Here is a 21,956-nt window from a genome sequence, read left to right as displayed (position 1 = left end):
GCATCCGCCGGATGCCGGGCGCCGGGCGGGCCGCCGGACGGCTCAGCGGGCCGCCTCGTCCTCCACCGTGCGGTCGCGGCCCGCCAGGACACCCACCACGATCTGCGGCACCATCAGGGCGCTCATCAGCGCGATCGGCAGGCCCCAGCCGCCGCTGTGCTGGTAGAGCACGCCGACCAGGAGCGGGCCGGGGATGGAGATCAGGTAGCCGGTGCTCTGCGCGAAGGCCGACAGCTGGGCGACGCCCGCGCCGGTCCTGGCCCGCATGCCGACCATGGTCAGCGCGAGCGGGAAGGCGCAGTTGGACACGCCGAGCAGCAGGGCCCAGGCCCAGGCACCGCCGGCCGGGGCGAAGTACAGACCGGCGTAGCCGGCCAGGCCGCACAGGCCCAGGACCAGGACGATCGGGCCCTGGTGGGGCAGGCGGGTGGCCACGCGCGGGATGACGAAGGCGAGCGGCACGCCCATCACCATGATCACGGCGAGCAGCAGCCCGGCCGTGCCGGCGGAGACCCCGGCGTCCCGGAAGATCTGGGCCATCCAGCCCATCGTGATGTAGGCGGCGGTGGCCTGGAGGCCGAAGAAGACGGCGAGCGCCCAGGCCGTACGGCTGCGGGTGATCCGTATCGGGGCCTGACCGGCGGCCGGTTCGGCGGGCCGCCCCGCGGACGGGGCCGGCGGCGCGGCGGAGGGCGCCTCGCGGTGGCGCACGAACGGGATCCAGGGCAGGACGGCGGCCGCCCCCACCACGGCCCACACGGCGAGGCCGGGCTGCCAGTGGCCGCCGAGGGCGTTCGTCACCGGCACGGTCGCCGCGGCGGCGACGGAGGTGCCGAAGGCGAGGGCCATCGAGTAGAGGCCGGTCATGGAGCCGACGCGGTCGGGGAAGTAGCGCTTGACGATGACCGGCATCAGGACGTTGCTGACCGCGATGCCCATCAGGGCGAGCGCGGTCGCGGCCAGGAAGCCGGCCGTCCCGCCGGCGTACGGGCGGATCAGCAGGCCCGCGGTGATGGCGGCCATGCCCGCGCAGACCACCGCGCCGGGCCCGAAGCGGCGGGCCACCCGGGGTGCCATGACCCCGAAGACGGCGAAGCACAGCGGGGGGACGGAGGTGAGCAGTCCGGCGACGCTGCCGCTCATGCCGAGCCCGTCGCGGACCTCCTCCAGGAGGGCGCCCAGGCTGGTGATGGCGGGGCGCAGGTTGAGCGCGGCCAGGACGATGCCGAGGATCAGCAGCCGGGTCGTCCACGGCGTCCACGCGCGTGTGCCGGGCGTCTGTGGCGCCGTCGCCGCCTCGCCGGGTGTCTCACGCATCCGTGTTTTTGTACGTGTCTCCGTGCGCGTCTCCGTCCGGGTGTCCGTCCGGGCTTCCTCACTAGCCATGAGGCCCATCATAGAATCATGGGATGATTGATTGTCCACTCCGTGTGCGAAGGTGAGCCATGCCTCTGAGCCATCCCCGTCGTTCGGCACTGTCCGAGCAGGTCATCGCGGCGCTTCGGCAGCAGATCGCCTCGGGCGAGTGGCCGGTCGGTTCCCGCATCCCGACGGAGCCCGAGCTGGTCGAACAGCTCGGGGTCGCCCGCAACACGGTCCGGGAGGCGGTCCGCGCGCTGGCGCACAACGGCCTGCTGGACATCCGTCAGGGCTCCGGCACGTACGTCGTGGCGGTCAGTGAGCTGGCGGGCGTGATGCAGCGCCGCTTCGCCGGGACCGACCCCCGGCACGTCGCCGAGCTTCGGTCCACCCTGGAGTCGGCCGCCGCCCGGCTCGCCGCGGGGCGCCGCACGGAGAAGGACCTCAAGCAGCTGGACGCGCTCCTGGTGCGCCGCGAGGAGGCCTGGGAGTCGGGCGACGCCGAGGCGTTCGTGACCGCGGACGCGACCTTCCACCTGGCCGTCGTGGCCGCCTCGCACAACGACGTGATGACCGCGATGTACGCGGATCTGGGCGAGGTGATGCGGGACTGGCTGCGGAGCGACGTCGGCAGCGAGCTGACGCCCGAGAGCCACATGGACCACACCAGGCTGGTGGACGCGATCCGCGCGGGCGACGCCGGGACCGCGGAGGCGGAGGCGGCGGGCTACCCGTTCCTGTGCCGCCCGGGCCGCTTCACCGCACCCTCCGGTGGCTGACCCAGGCCGACCGGACCTCCTTCCAGCACCGCCCGTCCAGCCGTACGGTCTGCGCCGGCCCGGCCTCGACCGGCGCGGCGTCGCTGTCGAGGTCCCACCAGCGGACGCACTCGACGTGCAGCCGCACGGAGTCGGTCGCCGGGTACGGGTTGTGGCAGTGGGCGGTCACGTCGGAGTCGACGACGCGGACCCGGCACGCCGAGCCGAACAGCTCCGCCCGCGCGGAGTCCCCGGTGCCCACGCGCGCGTGGGACATCGCTTCGTAGGGCAGGACCAGCACACAGGCGAGGGCGAGGGACGCCGAGGCGAGGCGGGCGAGCGGACGCACAAGAGGCCTCCTCGGCGGCACTGGGGAGGAAAGGCTCGTGGGGAACGCGGACTCCAGCGTGCGCCGACGGCAGGCCCGCCGCCCGTCGGCTGGGCCGGACGGGTGACACGCGAAGGACCCGCACCCGAGGCGGATGCGGGTCCTTCGCGGTGTCCGGACAGGGCTTCCGGTCAGGCGCCGATGGCGTGCAGACCGCCGTCCACGTGGACGATCTCGCCCGTGGTCTTCGGGAACCAGTCGCTCAGCAGGGCCACGACACCGCGGCCGGCGGGCTCCGGGTCCTTGAGGTCCCACTCCAGCGGGGAGCGGTTGTCCCACACGGAGGCCAGCTCGGCGAAGCCCGGGATGGACTTGGCGGCCATGGAGCCGATCGGACCGGCCGAGACCAGGTTGCAGCGGATGTTCTGCTTGCCCAGGTCACGCGCCATGTAGCGGCTGGTGGCCTCCAGGGCCGCCTTGGCCGGGCCCATCCAGTCGTACTGGGGCCAGGCGAACTGCGCGTCGAAGGTGAGGCCGACGACCGAGCCGCCGTTCTGCATCAGCGGCAGGCAGGCCGTGGTCAGCGACTTCAGGGAGTACGCCGAGACGTGCATGGCCGTGGCGACCGACTCGAACGGCGTGTTCAGGAAGTTGCCGCCGAGCGCGTCCTGCGGGGCGAAGCCGATGGAGTGCACGACGCCGTCGAGGCCGCCCAGCTCCTCGCCGACGATGTCCGCGAGGCGCGCGAGGTGCTCGTCGTTGGTGACGTCCAGCTCGATGACCTTGGTGGGCTTCGGCAGCTTCTTGGCGATGCGCTCGGTCAGCGTGGGACGCGGGAACGCGGTCAGGATGATCTCGGCGCCCTGCTCCTGGGCCAGCTTGGCGGTGTGGAAGGCGATGGAGGACTCCATCAGCACACCGGTGATCAGGACGCGCTTGCCCTCGAGAATTCCACTCATGGTGATCAGTGACCCATTCCCAGTCCGCCGTCAACGGGAATGACGGCTCCAGTGATGTACGACGCCTCGTCCGAGGCGAGGAACCGCACCGCGGCGGCGATCTCCTCGGGCCGCGCGTACCGGCCCAGCGGCACCTGCGACACGATGGCGGCCCGCTGCTCGTCGGTGAGCACCTTGGTCATGTCGGTGTCCACGAAGCCGGGTGCGACGACGTTGAAGGTGAGGTTGCGCGAACCCAGCTCACGGGCGAGGGAGCGCGCGAAGCCGACCAGACCGGCCTTGGAGGCGGCGTAGTTCGCCTGGCCCGCGGAGCCGAGGAGGCCGACCACGGAGGAGATCAGGACGACGCGGCCCTTCTTGGCGCGCAGCATGCCGCGGTTGGCGCGCTTGACGACCCGGAAGGTGCCGGTGAGGTTGGTTTCCAGGACCGAGGTGAAGTCCTCCTCGGACATGCGCATCAGGAGCTGGTCCTTGGTGACGCCGGCGTTGGCGACCAGGACCTCGACGGGACCGTGCGCTTCCTCGATCTCCTTGTAGGCCTGCTCCACCTGCTCGGTGTCGGTGATGTCGCACTTGACGGCCAGGAAGCCCTCCGGCGGCTCACCCGAGCGGTATGTGATCGCGACATTGTCGCCGGCATCGGCGAAAGCGCGGGCGATGGCGAGGCCGATGCCCCGGTTGCCTCCGGTGACGAGAACCGAGCGGCTCAACGGATCACCCTTTCCCTAGCGGTCTGTGGTCCGCCCCAGCACCCGGATGACAGGCGGCTACGGCAGGCGGCTTCATCAAAAACCTATCGGTCCCCGGCCTCCGCCAGAGACTCGGGCACCCACAGTGGCTTACGGGACTGACTGTCGGGTCCCTACAGAACGGACGCGGCCACGGGCAACCGCGCGCCGCGGCAAAGGTGTGGTCGCCGTCCGGCCCGGCGCGACATGATGCGGCCCAGGGCGACAGGCCCTGGCCCCCGGTGTCGCCGCAGACGACCGGTCACGTCGACAGAAAGAGACGCAGGTGCCTCACAGCATCGACGAAGCCTTCACGGCACTCCCCCTACGCGCCCTCGCCGACGCCGCCCTCGCACGCGCGCGTGCGCTCGGCGCCGAACACGCGGACTTCCGCCTCGAACGGGTGCGCAACGCCTCCTGGCGCCTCAGGGACGCCAAGCCCGCCGGGTCCTCGGACACCACCGACCTCGGGTACGCGGTGCGGGTGGTGCACGGCGGTACGTGGGGCTTCGCGTCCGGTGTGGACCTGACCATGGACGCCGCCGCGAAGGTCGCCTCGCAGGCGGTGGCGATGGCGAAGCTGTCCGCGCAGGTCATCAGGGCGGCGGGGTCGGACGAGCACGTGGAGCTGGCGGGCGAGCCGGTGCACGCCGACCGGACGTGGGTGTCGTCGTACGAGGTCGACCCGTTCACCGTGCCCGACGAGGAGAAGTCGGCGCTGCTGGCCGACTGGAGCGGGCGGCTGCTGGCGGCCGGCGGGGTCGACCACGTCGACGCCTCGCTGCTCACCGTGCACGAGAACAAGTTCTACGCCGACACGGCCGGGACCGTGACCACGCAGCAGCGGGTGCGGCTGCATCCGGTGCTCACCGCCGTGTCGGTCGACGACTCCAGCGGCGAGTTCGACTCCATGCGGACGCTGGCCCCGCCGGCCGGCCGCGGCTGGGAGTACCTGACCGGCACCGGCTGGGACTGGGACTCCGAGCTGGCCGGGATCCCGGAGCTGCTGGCCGAGAAGATGCGGGCGCCGAGCGTCGAGGCGGGGCTGTACGACCTGGTCGTCGACCCGTCGAACCTGTGGCTGACCATCCACGAGTCCATCGGGCACGCCACCGAGCTGGACCGGGCGCTCGGGTACGAGGCGGCGTACGCCGGCACCTCCTTCGCCACCTTCGACCAGCTCGGCAAGCTGCGCTACGGCTCGGAGCTGATGAACGTCACCGGTGACCGCACCGCCGAGCACGGGCTGGCGACCATCGGGTACGACGACGAGGGCGTGGAGGGCCAGTCCTGGGATCTGGTGAAGGACGGCACGCTGGTGGGCTACCAGCTCGACCGGCGGATCGCGCGGCTCACCGGGTTCGAGCGGTCCAACGGGTGCGCGTACGCCGACTCCCCCGCGCACGTGCCGGTGCAGCGCATGGCCAACGTCTCGCTCCAGCCCGACCCGGGCGGTATGTCGACGGAGGATCTGATCGGGGGCGTGGACCGCGGGATCTACGTCGTCGGCGACCGTTCCTGGTCCATCGACATGCAGCGCTACAACTTCCAGTTCACCGGGCAGCGCTTCTTCCGGATCGAGAACGGGCGGCTCGCCGGTCAGCTGCGGGACGTGGCCTACCAGGCGACGACCACCGACTTCTGGGGCTCGATGGCGGCCGTCGGCGGCCCGCGGACGTACGTCCTGGGTGGCGCCTTCAACTGCGGCAAGGCCCAGCCGGGGCAGGTCGCGGCGGTCTCGCACGGCTGCCCGTCCGCCCTCTTCAAGGGAGTCAACATTCTGAACACCACGCAGGAGGCGGGTCGATGAGCGCGGGTACGAGCAGGCCGCACGAGATCGTCGAGCGGGCGCTGGAGCTGTCGCGGGCGGACGGCTGCGTCGTCATCGCCGACGAGGAGTCCACCGCGAACCTGCGCTGGGCGGGCAACGCGCTCACCACCAACGGCGTCACGCGCGGACGCACGCTGACCGTCGTCGCCACGGTCGACGGTCAGCAGGGCACGGCGTCCGGTGTCGTGTCGCGCTCGGCGGTGACCGTGGACGAGCTGGAGCCCCTGGTGCGGGCCGCCGAGGCCGCGGCCCGCGGCGCCGGTCCCGCCGAGGACGCGCAGCCGCTGGTCACCGGTGTGCCCGAGTCGCCCGACTTCACCGACGCGCCGGCGGAGACGTCCTCGGCCGTGTTCGCGGACTTCGCGCCCGCCCTCGGGGAGGCGTTCGCACGCGCGCGTGCGGGCGGCCGGGAGCTGTACGGGTTCGCCAACCACGAGATGACGTCGACCTACGTGGGGACGTCCACCGGGCTGCGGCTGCGGCACGACCAGCCCAACGGGACGCTGGAGCTGAACGCCAAGTCGCCGGACCGGACCCGGTCGGCGTGGGCGGGGCGCTCCACGCGGGACTTCAAGGACGTCGACCCGGGTGCGCTCGACGCCGACCTGGCCGTACGCCTGGGCTGGGCCGAGCGGCGGGTGGAGCTGCCGGCGGGCCGGTACGAGACGCTGCTGCCGCCGACCGCGGTCGCCGACCTGCTGATCTACCAGCTGTGGTCGGCCTCGGGGCGGGACGCCGTCGAGGGGCGCACGGTGTTCTCCAAGCCGGGCGGCGGCACGCGCGTCGGCGAGCGGCTGGGCGAGCTGCCGCTGACCCTGCGCAGCGACCCGCACGAGCCGGGGCTGGAGAGCGCGCCCTTCGTGGTCGCGCACTCCTCCGGCGGCGACCAGTCGGTGTTCGACAACGGGCTGCCGGTGGCGGCGACCGACTGGATCCGCGCGGGCGAGCTGCACCGGCTGACGACCACCCGGCACAGCGCGGCCCTGACGGGGCTGCCGGTGGCACCGGCGATCGGCAACCTGGTCCTGGACGGCGGCTCGGACCGCTCGCTGGAGGACATGGTGGCCGGCACGGAGCGCGGGCTGCTGCTGACCTGCCTCTGGTACATCCGCGAGGTCGATCCGGCCACGCTGCTGCTGACCGGGCTGACCCGGGACGGCGTCTACCTGGTCGAGAACGGCGAGGTGGCCGGCGAGGTGAACAACTTCCGGTTCAACGAGTCCCCGGTGGGCCTGCTGGGCCGGGCCACGGAGGCCGGGCGGACGGAGAAGACGCTGCCCAGGGAGTGGGGCGACTGGTTCACCAGGGCGGCGATGCCCGCGCTGCGGGTCCCCGATTTCAATATGAGCTCTGTCAGTCAGGGCGTATAACCTCGTAGTCGGCCGTCACCCGGCCGACCGAAGATCATCAAGCCCGTATGAGCACGTAGGAGACAAGAGAACCGTGACGGACATCGTCGACGAGCTGAAGTGGCGCGGGCTGTTCGCCCAGTCCACCGACGAGGACGCTTTGCGCAAGGCGCTCGCGGACGGTCCCGTCACGTTCTATTGCGGTTTCGACCCGACGGCGCCGTCCCTGCACGTGGGGCACCTGGTGCAGGTGCTCACCGTGCGCCGGCTCCAGCAGGCCGGTCACCGGCCGCTGGCGCTGGTCGGCGGCGCGACGGGCCAGATCGGCGACCCGCGCCCGACCGCGGAGCGCACGCTGAACTCGCCGGAGACCGTCGCGGGCTGGGTCGACCGGCTGCGCGGCCAGATCGAGCCGTTCCTGACCTTCGAGGGCGAGAACGCGGCCGTGATGGTCAACAACCTCGACTGGACCGAGGGCCTCTCGGCCATCGAGTTCCTGCGGGACATCGGCAAGCACTTCCGGGTCAACAAGATGCTGACCAAGGACTCCGTGGCCCGGCGCCTGGAGTCCTCCGAGGGCATCAGCTACACGGAGTTCAGCTACCAGCTGCTCCAGGCCATGGACTTCCTCCAGCTCTACCGGAGGTACGGCTGCACGATGCAGCAGGGCGGCAGCGACCAGTGGGGCAACCTCACGGCCGGCCTCGACCTGCTGCACCGCCTGGAGCCGGACGCCGGCGTCCACGCCTACGCGACGCCGCTGATGACCAAGGCGGACGGCACCAAGTTCGGCAAGACCGAGGGCGGCGCGGTCTGGCTCGACCCGGAGATGACGACGCCGTACGCGTTCTACCAGTTCTGGCTGAACGTGGACGACCGGGACATCTCGACGTACTCGCGCATCCTGTCCTTCCGGTCCCGCGAGGAGCTGGAGGAGCTGGAGCGGCAGACCGAGGAGCGTCCGCAGGCCCGGGCGGCGCAGCGCGCTCTGGCGGAGGAGCTGACGACGCTGGTGCACGGCGCCGGGCAGACGGCCGCCGTGATCGCCGCGTCCAAGGCCCTCTTCGGCCAGGGCGACCTGGCCGAGCTGGACGACCGGACGCTCGCCGCGGCCCTCTCCGAGCTGCCGCACATCGAGGTCGCCGAGCTGGGCCCGGTCGTGGACCTGTTCGCCGAGGTCGGTCTGGTCGCCAGCAAGTCCGCCGCCCGCCGCACGGTGAAGGAGGGCGGCGCGTACGTGAACAACGCCAAGGTCACCGGCGAGGACGCGGTCCCCGCCAAGGAGGACCTGCTGCACGGGCGCTGGCTGGTGCTGCGCCGCGGCAAGAAGAACCTGGCCGCGGTGGAGGTCACCGGCGCCTGAGCACACGGCACGGGGCGGCCCCGGCACCGCGAGGTGCCGGGGCCGCCCCGTGCCGTACGAGTGCCTGCCGTCAGGCGCGTCCGCGCTTCTTGTTGCCGCGCACCGCCATGTACGCCGCGTCTCCCAGGGCGACGATGATGACCGCGGCCACCAGCTGGAACAGGTGCCGCCACCAGTCGATGCCCGAGGTCTCGTCCACGCCGGCCGCGCGGGCGACCGCGTTGCCGACGATCGCGCCGAGGATGCCGAAGATGGTGGTCAGCCACAGCGGACTGTGCTGCTTCCCGGGGATGATCGCCTTGGCGATGAGTCCGAGCACGAATCCGACGATGATCGCCCACAACCAGCCCATGACTGCCTCCTCGTACGGCTCCACGCGAGCATTGCCGCCAGTCTTCGGCCGTACCGCGTACGGCGCATGCCGGATACGGCCGAACGGGGGTCCCTCGGCCGTGCCGACCGGCGCGGACCGGCCGCGCGCCGAGTGGGTGCCCCGGTCTCGTGGACGGCGCGGGGGCGGCGTAACGTGGTGAGTTGTCCGGGACCGGTGTCCCCGAGCGGCCACGGACGGGAGCGGGGCGGGGACAGTCCGATCGGGCGGATGGTGGAACCAGATGCGGAAGCACAGTGCCGGCGGCGTGGAGGTGTTCCGGATCACCGGGGCCCGGACGGGCCTCCAGGAGGACGTGCGTGCGCGGCAGCGCCGGTACGTGATCTCGATGTCGGTCCGCACCGTGTCGGTGGTCCTCGCGGCCTGCCTGTGGAACGTGGAACGGCACGTCGCGATCGTGGCACTGGTCCTCGGTGTGGTCCTGCCGTACATCGCGGTCGTGATCGCCAACGCCGGGCGCGAGAACGCGCCATCCTTGCCGTCGACGTTCGTGACGCCCCAGACGCCACCGATGATCCTGCCGCCGCGTTCGGACGACGCCTCCGCGGACTCCGTCCCGGAGGACGCCATGTCGGATCCGTCGCCGGGAGCGACGGGCGAGTCGCACGGCCGGCCATGACCTCGCGGCGCCCTCCGGCGGGGGCGCGCGTTCCACGCCAGGCCGAACAACTGCTGAGATGAATCGTGCTGTTCCGGTGCCGGGCGATGGGTGACCCATGACATACTTCCTACGCGCTCCGCATCCCCCGTCGGAGCGACGGACCGACGCCGGGCAGCTCCCCCCGTGGCTGCTCGGCGTCGCCTTTTGTGTGAACCTGTGAGACGAGCCTGTGAGTGACGACACCGCCCCGGACAACACTCCGGAGGCCGCCCCCATCTGCTCCGCCAAGGGCTGCCGCGCGGCCGCCGTGTGGGTGCTGGCGTGGAACAACCCGAAGATCCACACGCCCGAGCGGCGCAAGACGTGGATCGCCTGCGACGAGCACCGGGAGCATCTGTCGCAGTTCCTCGGCGTGCGGGGCTTCCTCAAGGACGTCGTCCCGCTGACCGAGTGGGAGCCCCCGAAGACCTCCTAGGTCCCGTCCGGCACCCCGCCGCTAGCCGCCGATCGCCGACATCGGCCGGTCGGGCTGCACGAACGTCGGGTCGTCGAGGCCGGCGCCCGCCTTCTTGCCCCACATGGCGAGGCGCCAGATGCGGGCGACCTCCTCGTCGGGGGCGTCGGAGCGCAGGGCGGCGCGCAGGTCGGTCTCCTCGCGGGCGAACAGGCAGGTGCGCACCTGGCCGTCGGCGGTCAGCCGGGTGCGGTCGCAGGCCGAGCAGAACGGGCGGGTGACGGAGGCGATGACGCCGACGCGGTGCGGGCCGCCGTCCACGACCCAGCGCTCGGCGGGGGCCGAACCGCGTTCCTCGGAACCCTCGGCGGTCAGCTCGAAGCGGGTGCGCAGGGATTCCAGGATGTCACCGGCGGTGACCATCCCGTCGCGCTTCCAGCCGTGCTGGGCGTCCAGGGGCATCTGCTCGATGAACCGCAGCTCGTAGTCGTGCTCGACCGCCCAGGCGAGCAGGTCGGGGGCCTCGTCGGCATTGAGCCCCGGCATCAGGACGCTGTTGACCTTCACCGGGGTCAGACCGGCCTCGCGGGCGGCCGCCAGGCCCTCCAGGACGTCCTTGTGGCGGTCCCGCCGGGTGAGGGTCTTGAAGACGTCGGGGCGCAGGGTGTCCAGCGAGACGTTGACCCGGTCCAGGCCCGCCGCCTTCAGGGCCGTCGCCGTGCGCCTGAGGCCGATGCCGTTGGTGGTGAGGGACATCTGGGGGCGCGGGGCGAGGGCGGCGACGCGCTCGACGATACCGACCAGGCCGGGGCGCAGCAGCGGCTCCCCGCCGGTGAAGCGGACCTCCTCGATGCCGAGGTGGGTGACCGCGATGTCGATGAGGCGGACGATCTCGTCGTCCGTGAGCAGGTCGGGCTTGGCGAGCCACTGGAGGCCCTCTTCGGGCATGCAGTAGGTGCAGCGCAGGTTGCACCGGTCGGTGAGCGAGACCCTCAGGTCGGTGGCCACTCGGCCGTAGGTGTCGATGAGCACGTGGGCCCCCTCCCTCGACGCGGATCGGCGGAGCGTTGACTCCTCCTACACCTGCGAGCCTACGTGACGGGTCCGACATCCACAGGGGGCCGATCCCTACGACGTACGGCGCGGCCCCGTCGTAGGGATCTACGACGGGGCCGCGGACGAGACGGATCAGTGCGCTCCGGTGCCGGTCAGGGAGCGGACCTCCAGCTCGGCGTACTTCGCCTTGTCGGGCTCCTCCTTGGACAGGACCGTGCCGAGCCAGCCCATCAGGAAACCGAACGGGATGGAGATCAGGCCCGGGTTCTTCAGCGGGAACCAGGCGAAGTCGACGTCCGGGAACATCGCCTTCGGGTCGCCGGAGACCACCGGCGAGAACAGCACCAGGCCGACGGCGACGATCAGGCCGCCGTAGATCGACCAGAGGGCGCCCTGGGTGGTGAAGCGCTTCCAGAAGAGGCTGTAGAGGATGGTCGGCAGGTTGGCGGACGCGGCGACGGCGAAGGCCAGGGCGACCAGGCCGGCCACGTTCAGGTCGCGGGCGAGGGCGCCGAGCGCGATGGAGACGATGCCGATGAAGACGGTGGCCCAGCGCGCCGCCCGCATCTCCTCCTTCTCGGTGGCCTGGCCCCTGCGGATGACGTTGGCGTAGATGTCGTGCGCGAAGGACGAGGACGAGGCGAGGGTGAGGCCGGCGACCACGGCGAGGATGGTCGCGAAGGCCACCGCCGAGATCGTCGCGAGCAGGATCGCGCCCCAGGCCGAGTCGACGCCGCCGACATGCAGGGCGAGCAGGGGTGCCGCCGTGTTGCCGGACGGATTGGACTCGGTGATCTCCTTGGGGCCGACGAGCGCGGCGGCGCCGAAGCCGAGCGCGATGGTCATCAGGTAGAAGGCGCCGATGATGCCGATCGCCCAGTTCACGGACTTACGGGCGGCCTTGGCGTTGGGCACGGTGTAGAAGCGGATCAGGATGTGCGGCAGGCCGGCCGTGCCGAGGACCAGGGCGATGCCCAGGGAGATGAAGTCCAGCTTGGTCGTCCCGTTGATGCCGTACTGGAGGCCGGGTTCGAGGAAGGCGGCGCCGTGGCCGCTCTTCTCGGCGGCGGTGCCGAGCAGGTCGGAGATGTTGAAGTCGAACTTCAGCAGCACCAGGAAGGTGATCAGGATGGTGCCGCCGATCAGCAGCACGGCCTTGACCATCTGGACCCAGGTGGTGCCCTTCATGCCGCCGATGGAGACGTACACGATCATCAGGATGCCGACGAGGGCGACGATGAGGATCTTGCCGGCGTCGGAGGTGATGCCGAGCAGCAGCGAGACCAGGACGCCGGCGCCCGCCATCTGGGCCAGCAGGTAGAAGATCGAGACGACGATCGTGGAGGTGCCGGCGGCGGTGCGCACGGGGCGCTGGCGCATGCGGTACGCGAGAACGTCACCCATGGTGTAGCGGCCGGAGTTCCGCAGCGGCTCGGCCACCAGGAGCAGGGCGACCAGCCAGGCGACCAGGAAGCCGATGGAGTAGAGGAAGCCGTCGTAGCCGAAGAGGGCGATCGCGCCGGCGATGCCGAGGAAGGACGCGGCGGACATGTAGTCGCCGGAGACGGCGAGGCCGTTCTGGAAGGCGCTGAACTGGCGGCCGCCCGCGTAGAAGTCGGCGGCGTCCTTGGTCTGGCGGCCCGCCCACACGGTGATGCCGAGGGTGGCGAGGACGAAGACGGCGAACAGGGTGATGATCAGCGGCCGGTGCTCGCTGGCCTCGTTGGCGGCCAGTTCGGCGGCGAGAACGGTCTGTGCGGGGCTCATGCGCCGCCCTCCATCCGGGACTTGATGGCCTCGGCCTTGGGGTCGAGCTTCGCGGCGGCGTGCCGCGAGTACCACCAGGCGATGAGGAACGTGGTGACGAACTGGGCGATACCGAAGACGAAGGCGACGTTGATGTTGCCGAACAGCTTGGTGCCCATGAAGTCGCCGGCGTAGTTCGACAGCAGCACGTACAGCAGGTACCAGACGACGAACGCGATCGTCAGCGGGAACGCGAAGGAGCGGAAGGAGCGGCGCAGTTCGGCGAACTCAGCGCTCTGCTGCACTTCGGAGAACTCCTCGGCGGAGGGGAGTCGGTGTTCCTCTTGCGAGGGGGGCTCCTCTTTCGAGGGGGGTGGTGCGTCGGTGGCCACGGAGTCTCCTCGTACGACGGACATGACAGCTTGGACCTCGGTGTTCTCGCTGGGAGCGGGTCGTGCTCGGGCTCCCTGCCCAACGACACGGCGCCCCACCGGGACCGGTTCAACGCCCGGGCCACTTTCCGAAGTCACCCTCGGTGGGTCATTGCTGGCCAGCGACTTGGGGAGATAGCTTCACCCTGCACCACTCCGTCATGTACCTGCCCGAGCACAACCCGTGTCTCGGGCCGGTTTCGTTACCGGATGATGTGGAGACCCCATGGATCATCTGCGTTCCCCGCGTTCCAGACGCAGGCTCGCCCTCGCCGTACCGGTCGTGCTCTCGCTCACCGCGTCGCTCGGCTTCCTGCCCGCGTCCGCGCAGGCGGCCCCGGACGCGCGGGCGGGCCGGGCCGCGGCCGCCGAGGCGCCGGCGCTGGCGTACGTCGTCAACACCCGCACGGACCACCGGACGATCGCGTCCGTGCAGCGCGCGATATCCAGGACGGGCGGCACCGTGGTCGCCACGTACGACAGGATCGGCGTGATCGTCGCCCACTCGGCCGAGCCCGGCTTCGCCGCCGCGATGCGCGAGGTCCGGGGCGTGCGGTCGGCGGGCGCGACCCGCACGGCGCCGCTGACCGCCGCCGCGACGACGGACCAGGGCGCCGTCCAGCCGCTCACGGCCGGGCAGGCCGCGCGGACCGCCCGGGCGTCCGGGGCCGCGGGAGCGGGCGAGCCGCTGGAAGCGGACCAGTGGGACCTGCGCGCGATAGGCGCCGACAAGGCCGCGAAGATCAACCCGGGCAGCTCCCGCGTCACCGTCGCCGTGATCGACACCGGCGTCGACGACACCCACCCCGATCTCGCCCCGAACTTCTCCGCCTCGCAGTCCGCCAACTGCGTCGGCGGCAAGGCGGACACCAGCGCGGGCGCCTGGCGGCCGTACACCGCCGAGGACTACCACGGCACCCACGTGGCCGGCGAGATAGCCGCCGCCCGCAACGGCATCGGCGTCGCCGGTGTCGCACCGGGCGTGAAGGTGTCGAGCATCAAGGTGAGCGACCCGGACAACGGGCTCTTCTACCCCGAGAACGTCGTGTGCGCGTTCATGTTCGCCGCCGACCGGGGCGTGGAGATCACCAACAACAGCTACTACGTGGACCCGTGGCTGTACAACTGCATGGACGACCCCGACCAGCGCGCGATCGTCGACGCGGTCAACCGGGCCCAGCTGTACGCCCAGCGCAAGGGCACCCTGCACCTCGCCTCCGCCGGCAACTCCAACCACGACCTGGACTCCGACGCGATCGTCGACGACTCCAGCCCCGACGACTCCACGCCGGTGACGCGGACGATCGACCCGCACGAGTGCTACGACGTGCCGACCCAGCTGCCGGGCGTCGTCACGGTCAGCGCCACGGGCGTCGACAAGGAGAAGTCGTACTACTCCTCGTACGGCGAGGGCGTCGTCGACGTGGCCGCGCCGGGCGGCGACGGGCGCTACCAGATCCCGGACACGCCGTCGAAGAACGGCCGCATCCTGTCGACCATGCCGAACAACGCGTACGGCTACCTCCAGGGCACCTCGATGGCCTCGCCGCACGCGGCGGGCGTGGCCGCGCTGCTGAAGTCGAAGCACCCCTGGGCGTCCCCCGCGCAGTTGCAGTGGCTGCTGAAGGCACAGGCGGACAACCCGGGCTGCCCCGACTCCTACGACCAGGACGGCGACGGCGCGCAGGACGCCACGTGCGAGGGCGGCGCGCGTGTCAACGGCTTCTACGGCTTCGGCATCGTCAACGCGCTCCGCGCGGTGAAGTGACCCGCCCGGCACCGGCCCCCCTCCACCTTCCTTCCCGTCACGCACCGGTTTCAGCAACGAACTGGAGACACCGCACATGACAGCACCTCTCGCCCGTCACCGCCGCGCCCTCGCGATCCCGGCCGGCCTGGCCGTGGCCGCCTCGCTGGCGTTCCTGCCGGGCAACCCGGCCGTCGCGGCGGAGGCCGCCCCCTCCTCCGCGGCGGACGCGACCTCGCTCAGCTACGTCGTCAACGTCTCGCCCGGGCACGGGCCTTCGGCCTCCGTGCGCAAGGCGATAGCCAAGGCCGGCGGCACGATCGTGACGTCGTACGACCGGATCGGCGTGGTCGTCGTCCACTCCGCGAACCCGGACTTCGCGGGGTCCGTCCGCAAGGTGCGGGGTGTGCACTCGGCCGGCGCCACGCGTACCGCGCCGCTGCCCTCGGCCGCCACGACCGACACGGGCGCGCCGAGGGTCCTCAGCGGCAAGGAGATCGCCGCCGCCGAGGCCGCCGAGGGCCAGGACCCGCTGGAGGGCCTCCAGTGGGACCTGCCCGCCATCAAGGCGGACAAGGCGCACGAGAAGACGCTGGGCAGCAAGAAGGTGACCGTCGCCGTCATCGACACCGGCGTGGACGACACCCACCCGGACATCGCCCCGAACTTCGACCGGGACGCGTCCGTCAACTGCGTCTCGGGCAAGCCGGACACCACCGACGGCGCCTGGCGGCCGGGCGCGGCGGAGAGCCCGCACGGCACGCACGTGGCCGGTGAGATCGCCGCCGCGAAGAACGGCGTCGGCATGACCGGTGTGGCGCCCGGGGTGAAGGTCTCCGGCATCAAGGTGTCCAACCCCGACGGCTTCTTCTACACCGAGGCCGTGGTCTGCGGCTTCGTGTGGGCGGCCGAGCACGGCGTCGACGTGACCAACAACAGCTATTACACCGACCCCTGGTACTTCAACTGCAAGGACGACCCGGACCAGAAGGCGCTCGTCGAGGCCGTCACCCGGGCCTCGCGGTACGCGGAGAAGAAGGGCGCGGTCAACGTCGCCGCGGCCGGCAACGAGAACTACGACCTCTCCGCCGACGAGATCACCGACCCGTCCTCCCCGAACGACACGACCCCCGGCGACCGGACCGTCGACCCGTCCGAGTGCCTGGACATCCCGACCCAGCTGCCGGGTGTCGTGACGGTCGCGTCGACCGGTGCGAAGGGCCTCAAGTCGTCGTTCTCCAACCACGGTCTGGGCGTCATCGACATCGCCGCGCCCGGCGGTGACTCGACGGCCTACCAGACGCCGGCGCCGCCCGCCACCAGTGGCCTGATCCTCGGCACGCTGCCCGGCGGCAAGTGGGGCTACATGGCCGGTACGTCGATGGCCTCGCCGCACGTCGCGGGCGTCGCCGCGCTCATCAAGTCGACGCACCCGTACGCCCCGCCGGCCCTGGTCAAGGCGCTGCTGTACGCGCAGGCCGACGCCACGCCGTGCACCAAGCCGTACGACATCGACGGCGACGGCAAGGTCGACGCGGTGTGCGAGGGCTCGAAGAACCGCAACGGCTTCTACGGGTGGGGCACGGCCGACGCGCTGGACGCGGTGCGCTGGTAGCGGGTAACCACCGGGGAACTTGCCCGGATCTGGGGACTTGGTGAAGATCCTGGGGTGACCCCGATACGACCCAAGTCCCCGGCCACCGGTACCGGACGGCACGCGACGCCGTCCGGTACCGGCCGGACCGCGGCCGTACTCGCGCTGGTGGCGCTGGCCGCGCTGATACCGCTGCTCGGCCCCTCCCCCGCCCTGCGCGGCACGGGGGAGGCCGAGGCACCGGGCACCGGCGGCATCGCGCTGCTGCGCGCGGTGCTCTTCGCCGCGCTGTGCGTTCCGCTCGGCGAACTGTTCGTGAACCGGCTGGCCCGGTCGCTGCCCGGCGCGCCCCCGAAGCGGCCCCGCAGCTGGTCGGCGTACGCGGCCGCGGCCGGTTTCGTCGCCGCCCTGGGGCTGGCGTCGGTCGTGGCGACCGGCAACCTGGTGCCGGCCGGCGCCGCCGACATCGACGTGGGCGGTCTCTACGCCTCCCGGGACGGCAAGCTCGCGCTGCTGGAGGTCAACGGGTTCCTCGCGGCCGGTCTCTGCGCCGCCTCGCGCCGGCCCGGCAGCCAGGTGTGGCCGCTGGCCGTCGTGATCGTCGCGGAGGCGCTGCGCGCCCACCCCACGACCGAGTACAGCCCGCTGATCGGCTCCGGTCTGACCCTCGTCCATCTGACGTGCGCCTCGCTGTGGGCGGGCGGCCTGCTGTACGCCCTGCGGACGCTGCGGCGGTGGCGGGGTGCCGAGACGGGTCCGGCGCTGCTCGGCCTCTACGCGCGCGTGGCGGCCGTTCTGCTGGCCGCCCTCACGGCGACCGGGGTGGGCAGTTCGCTGCGCCGGATGGAGCCGGGCACGATCGTGGACCAGTTGACGGACACGGCGTACGGGCGGGTGCTGCTCGCCAAGGTGCTCCTGGTGGCCGCCGTCGCCGCCCTCGCCCTGTGGGCCAGGATCCGGCTGAGCCGCGCGGCGGACCCGCTGACGGCCTGCTCCCCCGCGCGCGCGGAGGTCGTCGCGCTGGGGGCGGTGGTCGCGGTGTCGGGTCTCCTGACGGCCCTTCCGGTACCGATCCGGTGGTGAGCAACCCCGCCCGGTGGCGGAGAACTTGACGGAGGAACCGTTTCGCCGGCGTCGCGGGCGGCACCTCCGGCACCGCGGTGTCGGTCCCGGCCCGTATCCTCAGTGACCATGCTCGAAGACCGTACGACCGCGGCGCCGTCCGCGACTGCCTGGCCGGCCGCGTATCCGCGGGGATACGCGGTCGTCGACGTGGAGACCACCGGCCTGGCCCGCGACGACCGCATCATCTCCGCCGCCGTGTACCGGCTGGACGCGCGCGGCGAGGTCGAGGACCACTGGTACACCCTGGTCAATCCGCAGCGGGACCCGGGTCCGGTGTGGATACACGGTCTGACGAGCGACGTACTGCGGGACGCGCCGCTCTTCCCCGACGTCGCCGAGGAGTTCGCGGCCCGGCTCGACGGGAGGGTCCTCGTCGCGCACAACGCGGTCTTCGACTGGCAGATGATCGCCCGCGAGTACGCCCGCGCGCGGCGTGAGGCGCCGGTGCGTCAACGGCTGTGCACCATCGCGCTCTCCAAGGAGCTGCGCCTGCCCCTGCCCAACCACAAGCTGGAGTCGCTGGCCGCCCACTACGGCGTCGTCCAGCAGCGGGCGCACCACGCGCTCGACGACGCGCGGGTGCTGGCGGAGGCGTTCCGGCCGAGCCTGGCCGCGGCGGCGGCCGGGGGCGTGCGGCTGCCGCTGCACGAGTGCCGGCCGCTGACCGAGTGGTCGGACCGGCCCGCGCCCCGCATCGGGCAGCAGGCGGGTCACGGCTCCTACCGGCCGAACAGCTGGCGCCCCGCCCGCAAGAGGCCCGCCTGCCCGTATCCCAACCCGGGCCGGTACGAAGCGGGCAAAAGGCTCAAGCAGGGCATGCGGGTCGCCTTCTCGGGTGACACCTCCGTGGAGCGGGACCTGCTGGAGGACCGGGCGACCGAGGCCGGGCTGCACGTGGCCACCAGTCTGTCCCGGCTGACCAGCCTGCTGGTCACCAACGACCCGGACTCGGGCACCTCCAAGGTGGTCAAGGCCCGGCAGTACGGCACGCCGGTGGTGGACGAGGCGGCGTTCGGACAGCTGCTCGCGGACGTCGAGGCGGCCGACGCGGCTCCGTGACCGGGGTCGTGACGGGGGCCGGGACGGGGTCGTGACGGGGCCCGGACAGGCCGTACGGACGGGTGATTCCCGGCGACTCGCCCGGCGTCCGCTCGCCCGCGTGGCGACGACGGCCCACCCTGTGGCGCATGGCGACATGTGAAGTCTGCGGCAACAACTACGGCATGACCTTCGAGGTCCACGCCCAGGGAGCGGTGCACGTCTTCGACTGCTTCTCCTGCGCGATCCACCGGATGGCACCCATCTGCGAGCACTGCCGGGTGCAGATCATCGGCCAGGGCGTCGAGGTCGAGGGCCACTGGTACTGCGGCGCCCACTGCGCCCGCGCGGAGGGGAGGGCGGGGATCGTCGACAAGGTCTGAGCCCCGGCCCGCGCAAGCCCCCACCCGCCGCGTCGCGCCCCACGACCGAGTTGTACCGTCGTGGGGTGTACCGGTTCCTGTTGTCCCGCCAGTGGGTGATCCTCACCCTCGTGGCGCTCGCGCTCATCCCGACGATGATCGAGCTGGGCTTCTGGCAGCTGCACCGCCACGAGCACAGGGTCGCGCTGAACAAGGTGATCGCGGACTCGCTGGCGGCCCGGCCCGTACCGGCCGAGACCATGACCTCACCCGGGGCGAGGATCGGCGACGACGACCTCTACCGCCGGGTGACGGCCAAGGGGCGCTTCGACACCGCCGAGGAGGTCGTCGTGCGCCGCCGCACCAACGCGGACGACCGCGTCGGCTACCACGTCCTCACCCCGTTCGTACTGGACGACGGCAAGGTGCTGATGGTCAACCGGGGCTGGATCCCCTCGAACGGCGCCAGCCAGACCGCCTTCCCGAAGATCCCGGCTCCCCCGGCGGGCGAGACCACCGTCACCGGCCGGCTGATGCCCGACCAGACGACCGAGGACAGCGGCATCAAGAACGTCGAGGGCCTGCCCGACCGCCAGGTCATGCTCATCAACAGCGAGCAGCAGGCGGAGCGCCTCGGCAAGGAGGTCCTCGGCGGCTACGTCGAGATGACCGAGCCGAAGCCCGCGGGCGACACCCCCGAGCTGATCGCGGAGCCCGACCACGACAGCATCGGCAACCACATGGCGTACGCCGTCCAGTGGTGGCTGTTCGCCACCGGCGTGCCGATCGGCTGGTTCGTGCTGGTCCGCCGCGAGGTCCGGGACCGGGCCTCCCAGGACGGCGAGGGCGACGAGGGCGAGGACGAGACCGAGGAGGCCGCGGAGCCCGCCGCGGTGTAGCCGGACGGCGGGGCCGATTGCGCCCCTCCCGGTCGGGAAGACGATTCCCGTGCACACCGACATCGAGGACTACGCGCTCATCGGCGACCAGCAGACCGCCGCCCTGGTCTCCACGGACGGCTCCGTGGACTGGCTCTGCCTCCCCCGCTTCGACTCCGCGGCCTGCTTCGCCAAGCTCCTGGGCGACGAGGACAACGGGCACTGGCGCATCGCGCCCAAGAGCGCCGAGCGCTGCACCCGGCGCGCCTACCGGCCGGACACCCTCGTCCTCGACACCGAGTGGGAGACCGAGGACGGTTCGGTCCGGGTCACCGACCTGATGCCCCAGCGGGACCGCGCCCCGGACCTGGTGCGGGTCGTGGAGGGCCTGAGCGGCGAGGTCACCATGCACAGCGTGCTCCGGCTGCGCTTCGACTACGGCTCGGTCGTCCCGTGGGTGCGCAGGACCGACGGGCACCGGGTGGCCGTCGCCGGGCCGGACTCGGCGTGGCTGCGCAGCGAACCCGAGGTGCGCAGCTGGGGCGAGGACTTCGGAACGCACTCGGAGTTCACGGTCGCCGCCGGCGAGAAGGTCGCGTTCGTGCTGACCTGGCACCCCTCGCACGAGCAGCGTCCGCCGCTGATCGACCCGTTCGTCGCGCTGGAGCACAGTGTCGAGGACTGGCGGGCGTGGGCCGCGCGATGCCGCTACGACGGTCCGCACCGGGACGCCGTGGTCCGCTCCCTGATCACGCTGAAGGCGCTCACCTACCAGCCCACCGGCGGCATCGTGGCCGCCCCCACCACCTCGCTGCCCGAGGAGCCGGGCGGCGTGCGCAACTGGGACTACCGCTTCTGCTGGCTGCGCGACTCCACGCTCACCCTGGGCGCCCTGCTGTCGGCCGGATACCTGGAGGAGGCCGAGGCATGGCGCGACTGGCTGCTGCGCGCTGTCGCGGGCAGCCCCGACGACCTCCAGATCATGTACGGCCTCGCGGGCGAGCGGCGGCTGCCGGAGTTCGAGCTGCCGTGGCTGTCCGGCTTCGGCGGGGCGGCCCCCGTACGGATCGGCAACGACGCGGTGAACCAGCTTCAGTTGGACGTGTACGGCGAGGTCATGGACTCGCTGTCGCTGGCCCGGCAGGCGGGCATGCACCCGCGGCCGCAGATGTGGGAGTTGCAGTGCGCCCTGATGGACTTCCTGGCCACCACGTGGCGGGAGCCCGACGAGGGGCTCTGGGAGGTGCGCGGCGGACGTCGGCAGTTCGTGCACTCGAAGGTGATGACGTGGGTGGCCCTGGACCGGGCGGTGCGCACCCTGGAGGCCCATCCCGAGCTGGGCGGCGGTGACCGGGAGGGCTGGCGCGCGCTGCGCGAGGAGGTGCACCGCGAGGTGTGCGAGAAGGGGTACGACCCGGAGCGGAACACCTTCACCCAGTCCTACGGCTCGCGGGAGCTGGACGCCTCGCTGCTGCTGATACCGCGCGTCGGCTTCCTGCCCCCGGACGACCCCCGGGTCGTCGGCACGGTCGACGCCATCGGCGCGGAGCTGACCCGGGACGGCCTGGTGCGCCGCTACAGCACCGAGGGGGAGCCCGTCGACGGACTGCCGGGCAACGAGGGGACGTTCCTCGTGTGCTCGTTCTGGTACGCGGACGCGCTGCACGCGACCGGCCGGACGAAGGAGGCCCGGGAGCTGTTCGAGCGGCTGGTGGCGCTCACCAACGACGTGGGGCTGCTGGCCGAGGAGTACGACCCGGCGACCGGACACCAGCTCGGCAACTTCCCGCAGGCGTTCAGTCACGTCGGTCTGGTGAACACCGCCCTCGCCCTGTTCGGGGAGGAAGGGGCAGGATAG

Annotated in this window: 21 protein-coding genes; 13 read left to right on the top strand and 8 right to left on the bottom strand. The window is 71.9% G+C overall.

Translation table 11 applies throughout. The annotated features are described in order from the left end of the window. Window positions 1-42: 42 nt before the first annotated feature. On the bottom strand, window positions 43-1,317 hold the full coding sequence (locus ACZ67M_RS06050) for a CynX/NimT family MFS transporter (RefSeq protein WP_392103466.1): 1,275 nt from the start codon (window positions 1,315-1,317) through the stop codon (window positions 43-45). Window positions 1,318-1,445: 128 nt separating this feature from the next. Here ACZ67M_RS06050 and ACZ67M_RS06045 point away from each other — a divergent pair, with 128 nt between their 5' ends. Then, on the top strand, window positions 1,446-2,138 hold the full coding sequence (locus tag ACZ67M_RS06045) for a FadR/GntR family transcriptional regulator (RefSeq protein ID WP_361366061.1): 693 nt from the start codon (window positions 1,446-1,448) through the stop codon (window positions 2,136-2,138). Here the strand turns inward: ACZ67M_RS06045 and ACZ67M_RS06040 are convergent. The 3 genes from ACZ67M_RS06040 to fabG form a co-directional block, all read right to left on the bottom strand. After that, complete coding sequence (locus tag ACZ67M_RS06040) at window positions 2,116-2,466, bottom strand: hypothetical protein (RefSeq protein ID WP_392018313.1); 351 nt, start codon at window positions 2,464-2,466, stop codon at window positions 2,116-2,118. The two genes, ACZ67M_RS06045 and ACZ67M_RS06040, sit on opposite strands and share 23 nt — an antisense overlap. A 170-nt stretch (window positions 2,467-2,636) precedes the next feature. Next, window positions 2,637-3,404 (bottom strand): enoyl-ACP reductase FabI, encoded by a 768-nt coding sequence (fabI, locus tag ACZ67M_RS06035; protein ID WP_122614761.1) that lies wholly within the window; start codon window positions 3,402-3,404, stop codon window positions 2,637-2,639. A 5-nt stretch (window positions 3,405-3,409) separates the two neighbouring features. Then, the gene (gene fabG / locus ACZ67M_RS06030) at window positions 3,410-4,114 is read right to left on the bottom strand and encodes a 3-oxoacyl-[acyl-carrier-protein] reductase (RefSeq protein WP_361366056.1); all 705 of its coding nucleotides are present in this window, start codon (window positions 4,112-4,114) and stop codon (window positions 3,410-3,412) included. Between the two features lie 304 nt (window positions 4,115-4,418). Here fabG and ACZ67M_RS06025 point away from each other — a divergent pair, with 304 nt between their 5' ends. From ACZ67M_RS06025 to tyrS, 3 genes are all read left to right on the top strand, one after another. Continuing rightward, window positions 4,419-5,942 (top strand): TldD/PmbA family protein, encoded by a 1,524-nt coding sequence (locus ACZ67M_RS06025; protein ID WP_469849691.1) that lies wholly within the window; start codon window positions 4,419-4,421, stop codon window positions 5,940-5,942. Further along, window positions 5,939-7,333: a metallopeptidase TldD-related protein gene (locus ACZ67M_RS06020; RefSeq protein ID WP_392240141.1), complete on the top strand. Its 1,395-nt coding sequence runs from the start codon at window positions 5,939-5,941 to the stop codon at window positions 7,331-7,333. The genes ACZ67M_RS06025 and ACZ67M_RS06020 overlap by 4 nt, the downstream gene beginning before the upstream one ends. Before the next feature lie 73 nt (window positions 7,334-7,406). Further along, complete coding sequence (gene tyrS / locus ACZ67M_RS06015) at window positions 7,407-8,675, top strand: tyrosine--tRNA ligase (protein WP_361366048.1); 1,269 nt, start codon at window positions 7,407-7,409, stop codon at window positions 8,673-8,675. 70 nt (window positions 8,676-8,745) lie between these two features. On the opposite strand, the gene ACZ67M_RS06010 is transcribed toward tyrS, so the two are convergent. Further along, on the bottom strand, window positions 8,746-9,027 hold the full coding sequence (locus tag ACZ67M_RS06010) for a GlsB/YeaQ/YmgE family stress response membrane protein (RefSeq protein WP_125492643.1): 282 nt from the start codon (window positions 9,025-9,027) through the stop codon (window positions 8,746-8,748). 262 nt (window positions 9,028-9,289) lie between these two features. On the opposite strand from ACZ67M_RS06010, the gene ACZ67M_RS06005 reads away from it, so the two are divergent. Both ACZ67M_RS06005 and ACZ67M_RS06000 read left to right on the top strand, forming a co-directional pair. Continuing rightward, window positions 9,290-9,685 (top strand): DUF3099 domain-containing protein, encoded by a 396-nt coding sequence (locus ACZ67M_RS06005; protein WP_392018318.1) that lies wholly within the window; start codon window positions 9,290-9,292, stop codon window positions 9,683-9,685. 211 nt (window positions 9,686-9,896) lie between these two features. Continuing rightward, window positions 9,897-10,142, top strand: coding sequence for a hypothetical protein (locus ACZ67M_RS06000; protein WP_392018320.1), 246 nt, complete (start codon window positions 9,897-9,899; stop codon window positions 10,140-10,142). Window positions 10,143-10,163: 21 nt separating this feature from the next. Here the strand turns inward: ACZ67M_RS06000 and moaA are convergent, their stop codons facing one another. The 3 genes from moaA to ACZ67M_RS05985 all read right to left on the bottom strand — a co-directional run bounded on the left by moaA (window position 10,164) and on the right by ACZ67M_RS05985 (window position 13,315). Beyond that, complete coding sequence (moaA, locus tag ACZ67M_RS05995; RefSeq protein ID WP_240999552.1) at window positions 10,164-11,153, bottom strand: GTP 3',8-cyclase MoaA; 990 nt, start codon at window positions 11,151-11,153, stop codon at window positions 10,164-10,166. A 156-nt stretch (window positions 11,154-11,309) separates the two neighbouring features. After that, window positions 11,310-12,944 (bottom strand): solute symporter family protein, encoded by a 1,635-nt coding sequence (locus tag ACZ67M_RS05990; protein WP_361366038.1) that lies wholly within the window; start codon window positions 12,942-12,944, stop codon window positions 11,310-11,312. After that, entirely contained in the window at window positions 12,941-13,315 is a 375-nt protein-coding gene (locus ACZ67M_RS05985) for a DUF485 domain-containing protein (protein WP_125492648.1), read from the bottom strand. The genes ACZ67M_RS05990 and ACZ67M_RS05985 overlap by 4 nt, the downstream gene beginning before the upstream one ends. A gap of 265 nt (window positions 13,316-13,580) precedes the next feature. Between ACZ67M_RS05985 and ACZ67M_RS05980 the strand changes: the two genes are divergently transcribed. The 7 genes from ACZ67M_RS05980 to ACZ67M_RS05950 all read left to right on the top strand — a co-directional run bounded on the left by ACZ67M_RS05980 (window position 13,581) and on the right by ACZ67M_RS05950 (window position 21,956). Beyond that, the gene (locus ACZ67M_RS05980) at window positions 13,581-15,122 is read left to right on the top strand and encodes a S8 family peptidase (protein ID WP_469849689.1); all 1,542 of its coding nucleotides are present in this window, start codon (window positions 13,581-13,583) and stop codon (window positions 15,120-15,122) included. 76 nt (window positions 15,123-15,198) lie between these two features. Further along, window positions 15,199-16,716, top strand: coding sequence for a S8 family peptidase (locus tag ACZ67M_RS05975; RefSeq protein WP_469849687.1), 1,518 nt, complete (start codon window positions 15,199-15,201; stop codon window positions 16,714-16,716). 54 nt (window positions 16,717-16,770) lie between these two features. Further along, window positions 16,771-17,778 (top strand): CopD family protein, encoded by a 1,008-nt coding sequence (locus tag ACZ67M_RS05970; protein ID WP_392103474.1) that lies wholly within the window; start codon window positions 16,771-16,773, stop codon window positions 17,776-17,778. Window positions 17,779-17,886: 108 nt separating this feature from the next. Beyond that, the gene (locus ACZ67M_RS05965) at window positions 17,887-18,879 is read left to right on the top strand and encodes a DEDDh family exonuclease (protein WP_360892919.1); all 993 of its coding nucleotides are present in this window, start codon (window positions 17,887-17,889) and stop codon (window positions 18,877-18,879) included. Window positions 18,880-19,007: 128 nt separating this feature from the next. Beyond that, window positions 19,008-19,241, top strand: a complete 234-nt coding sequence (locus ACZ67M_RS05960) for a hypothetical protein (protein ID WP_071528763.1) — start codon at window positions 19,008-19,010, stop codon at window positions 19,239-19,241. A gap of 65 nt (window positions 19,242-19,306) precedes the next feature. Continuing rightward, a complete protein-coding gene (locus ACZ67M_RS05955) occupies window positions 19,307-20,119 on the top strand; it encodes an SURF1 family cytochrome oxidase biogenesis protein (RefSeq protein WP_392018325.1) in 813 nt (270 codons plus the stop codon). 49 nt (window positions 20,120-20,168) lie between these two features. Continuing rightward, window positions 20,169-21,956, top strand: coding sequence for a glycoside hydrolase family 15 protein (locus ACZ67M_RS05950; protein WP_469849684.1), 1,788 nt, complete (start codon window positions 20,169-20,171; stop codon window positions 21,954-21,956).

The sequence above is a fragment of the Streptomyces sp. NPDC107500 genome (genome assembly GCF_055582785.1).
Note: the sequence above shows the minus strand (reverse complement) of the source record. Positions and strands in the feature narration are given on the sequence as shown.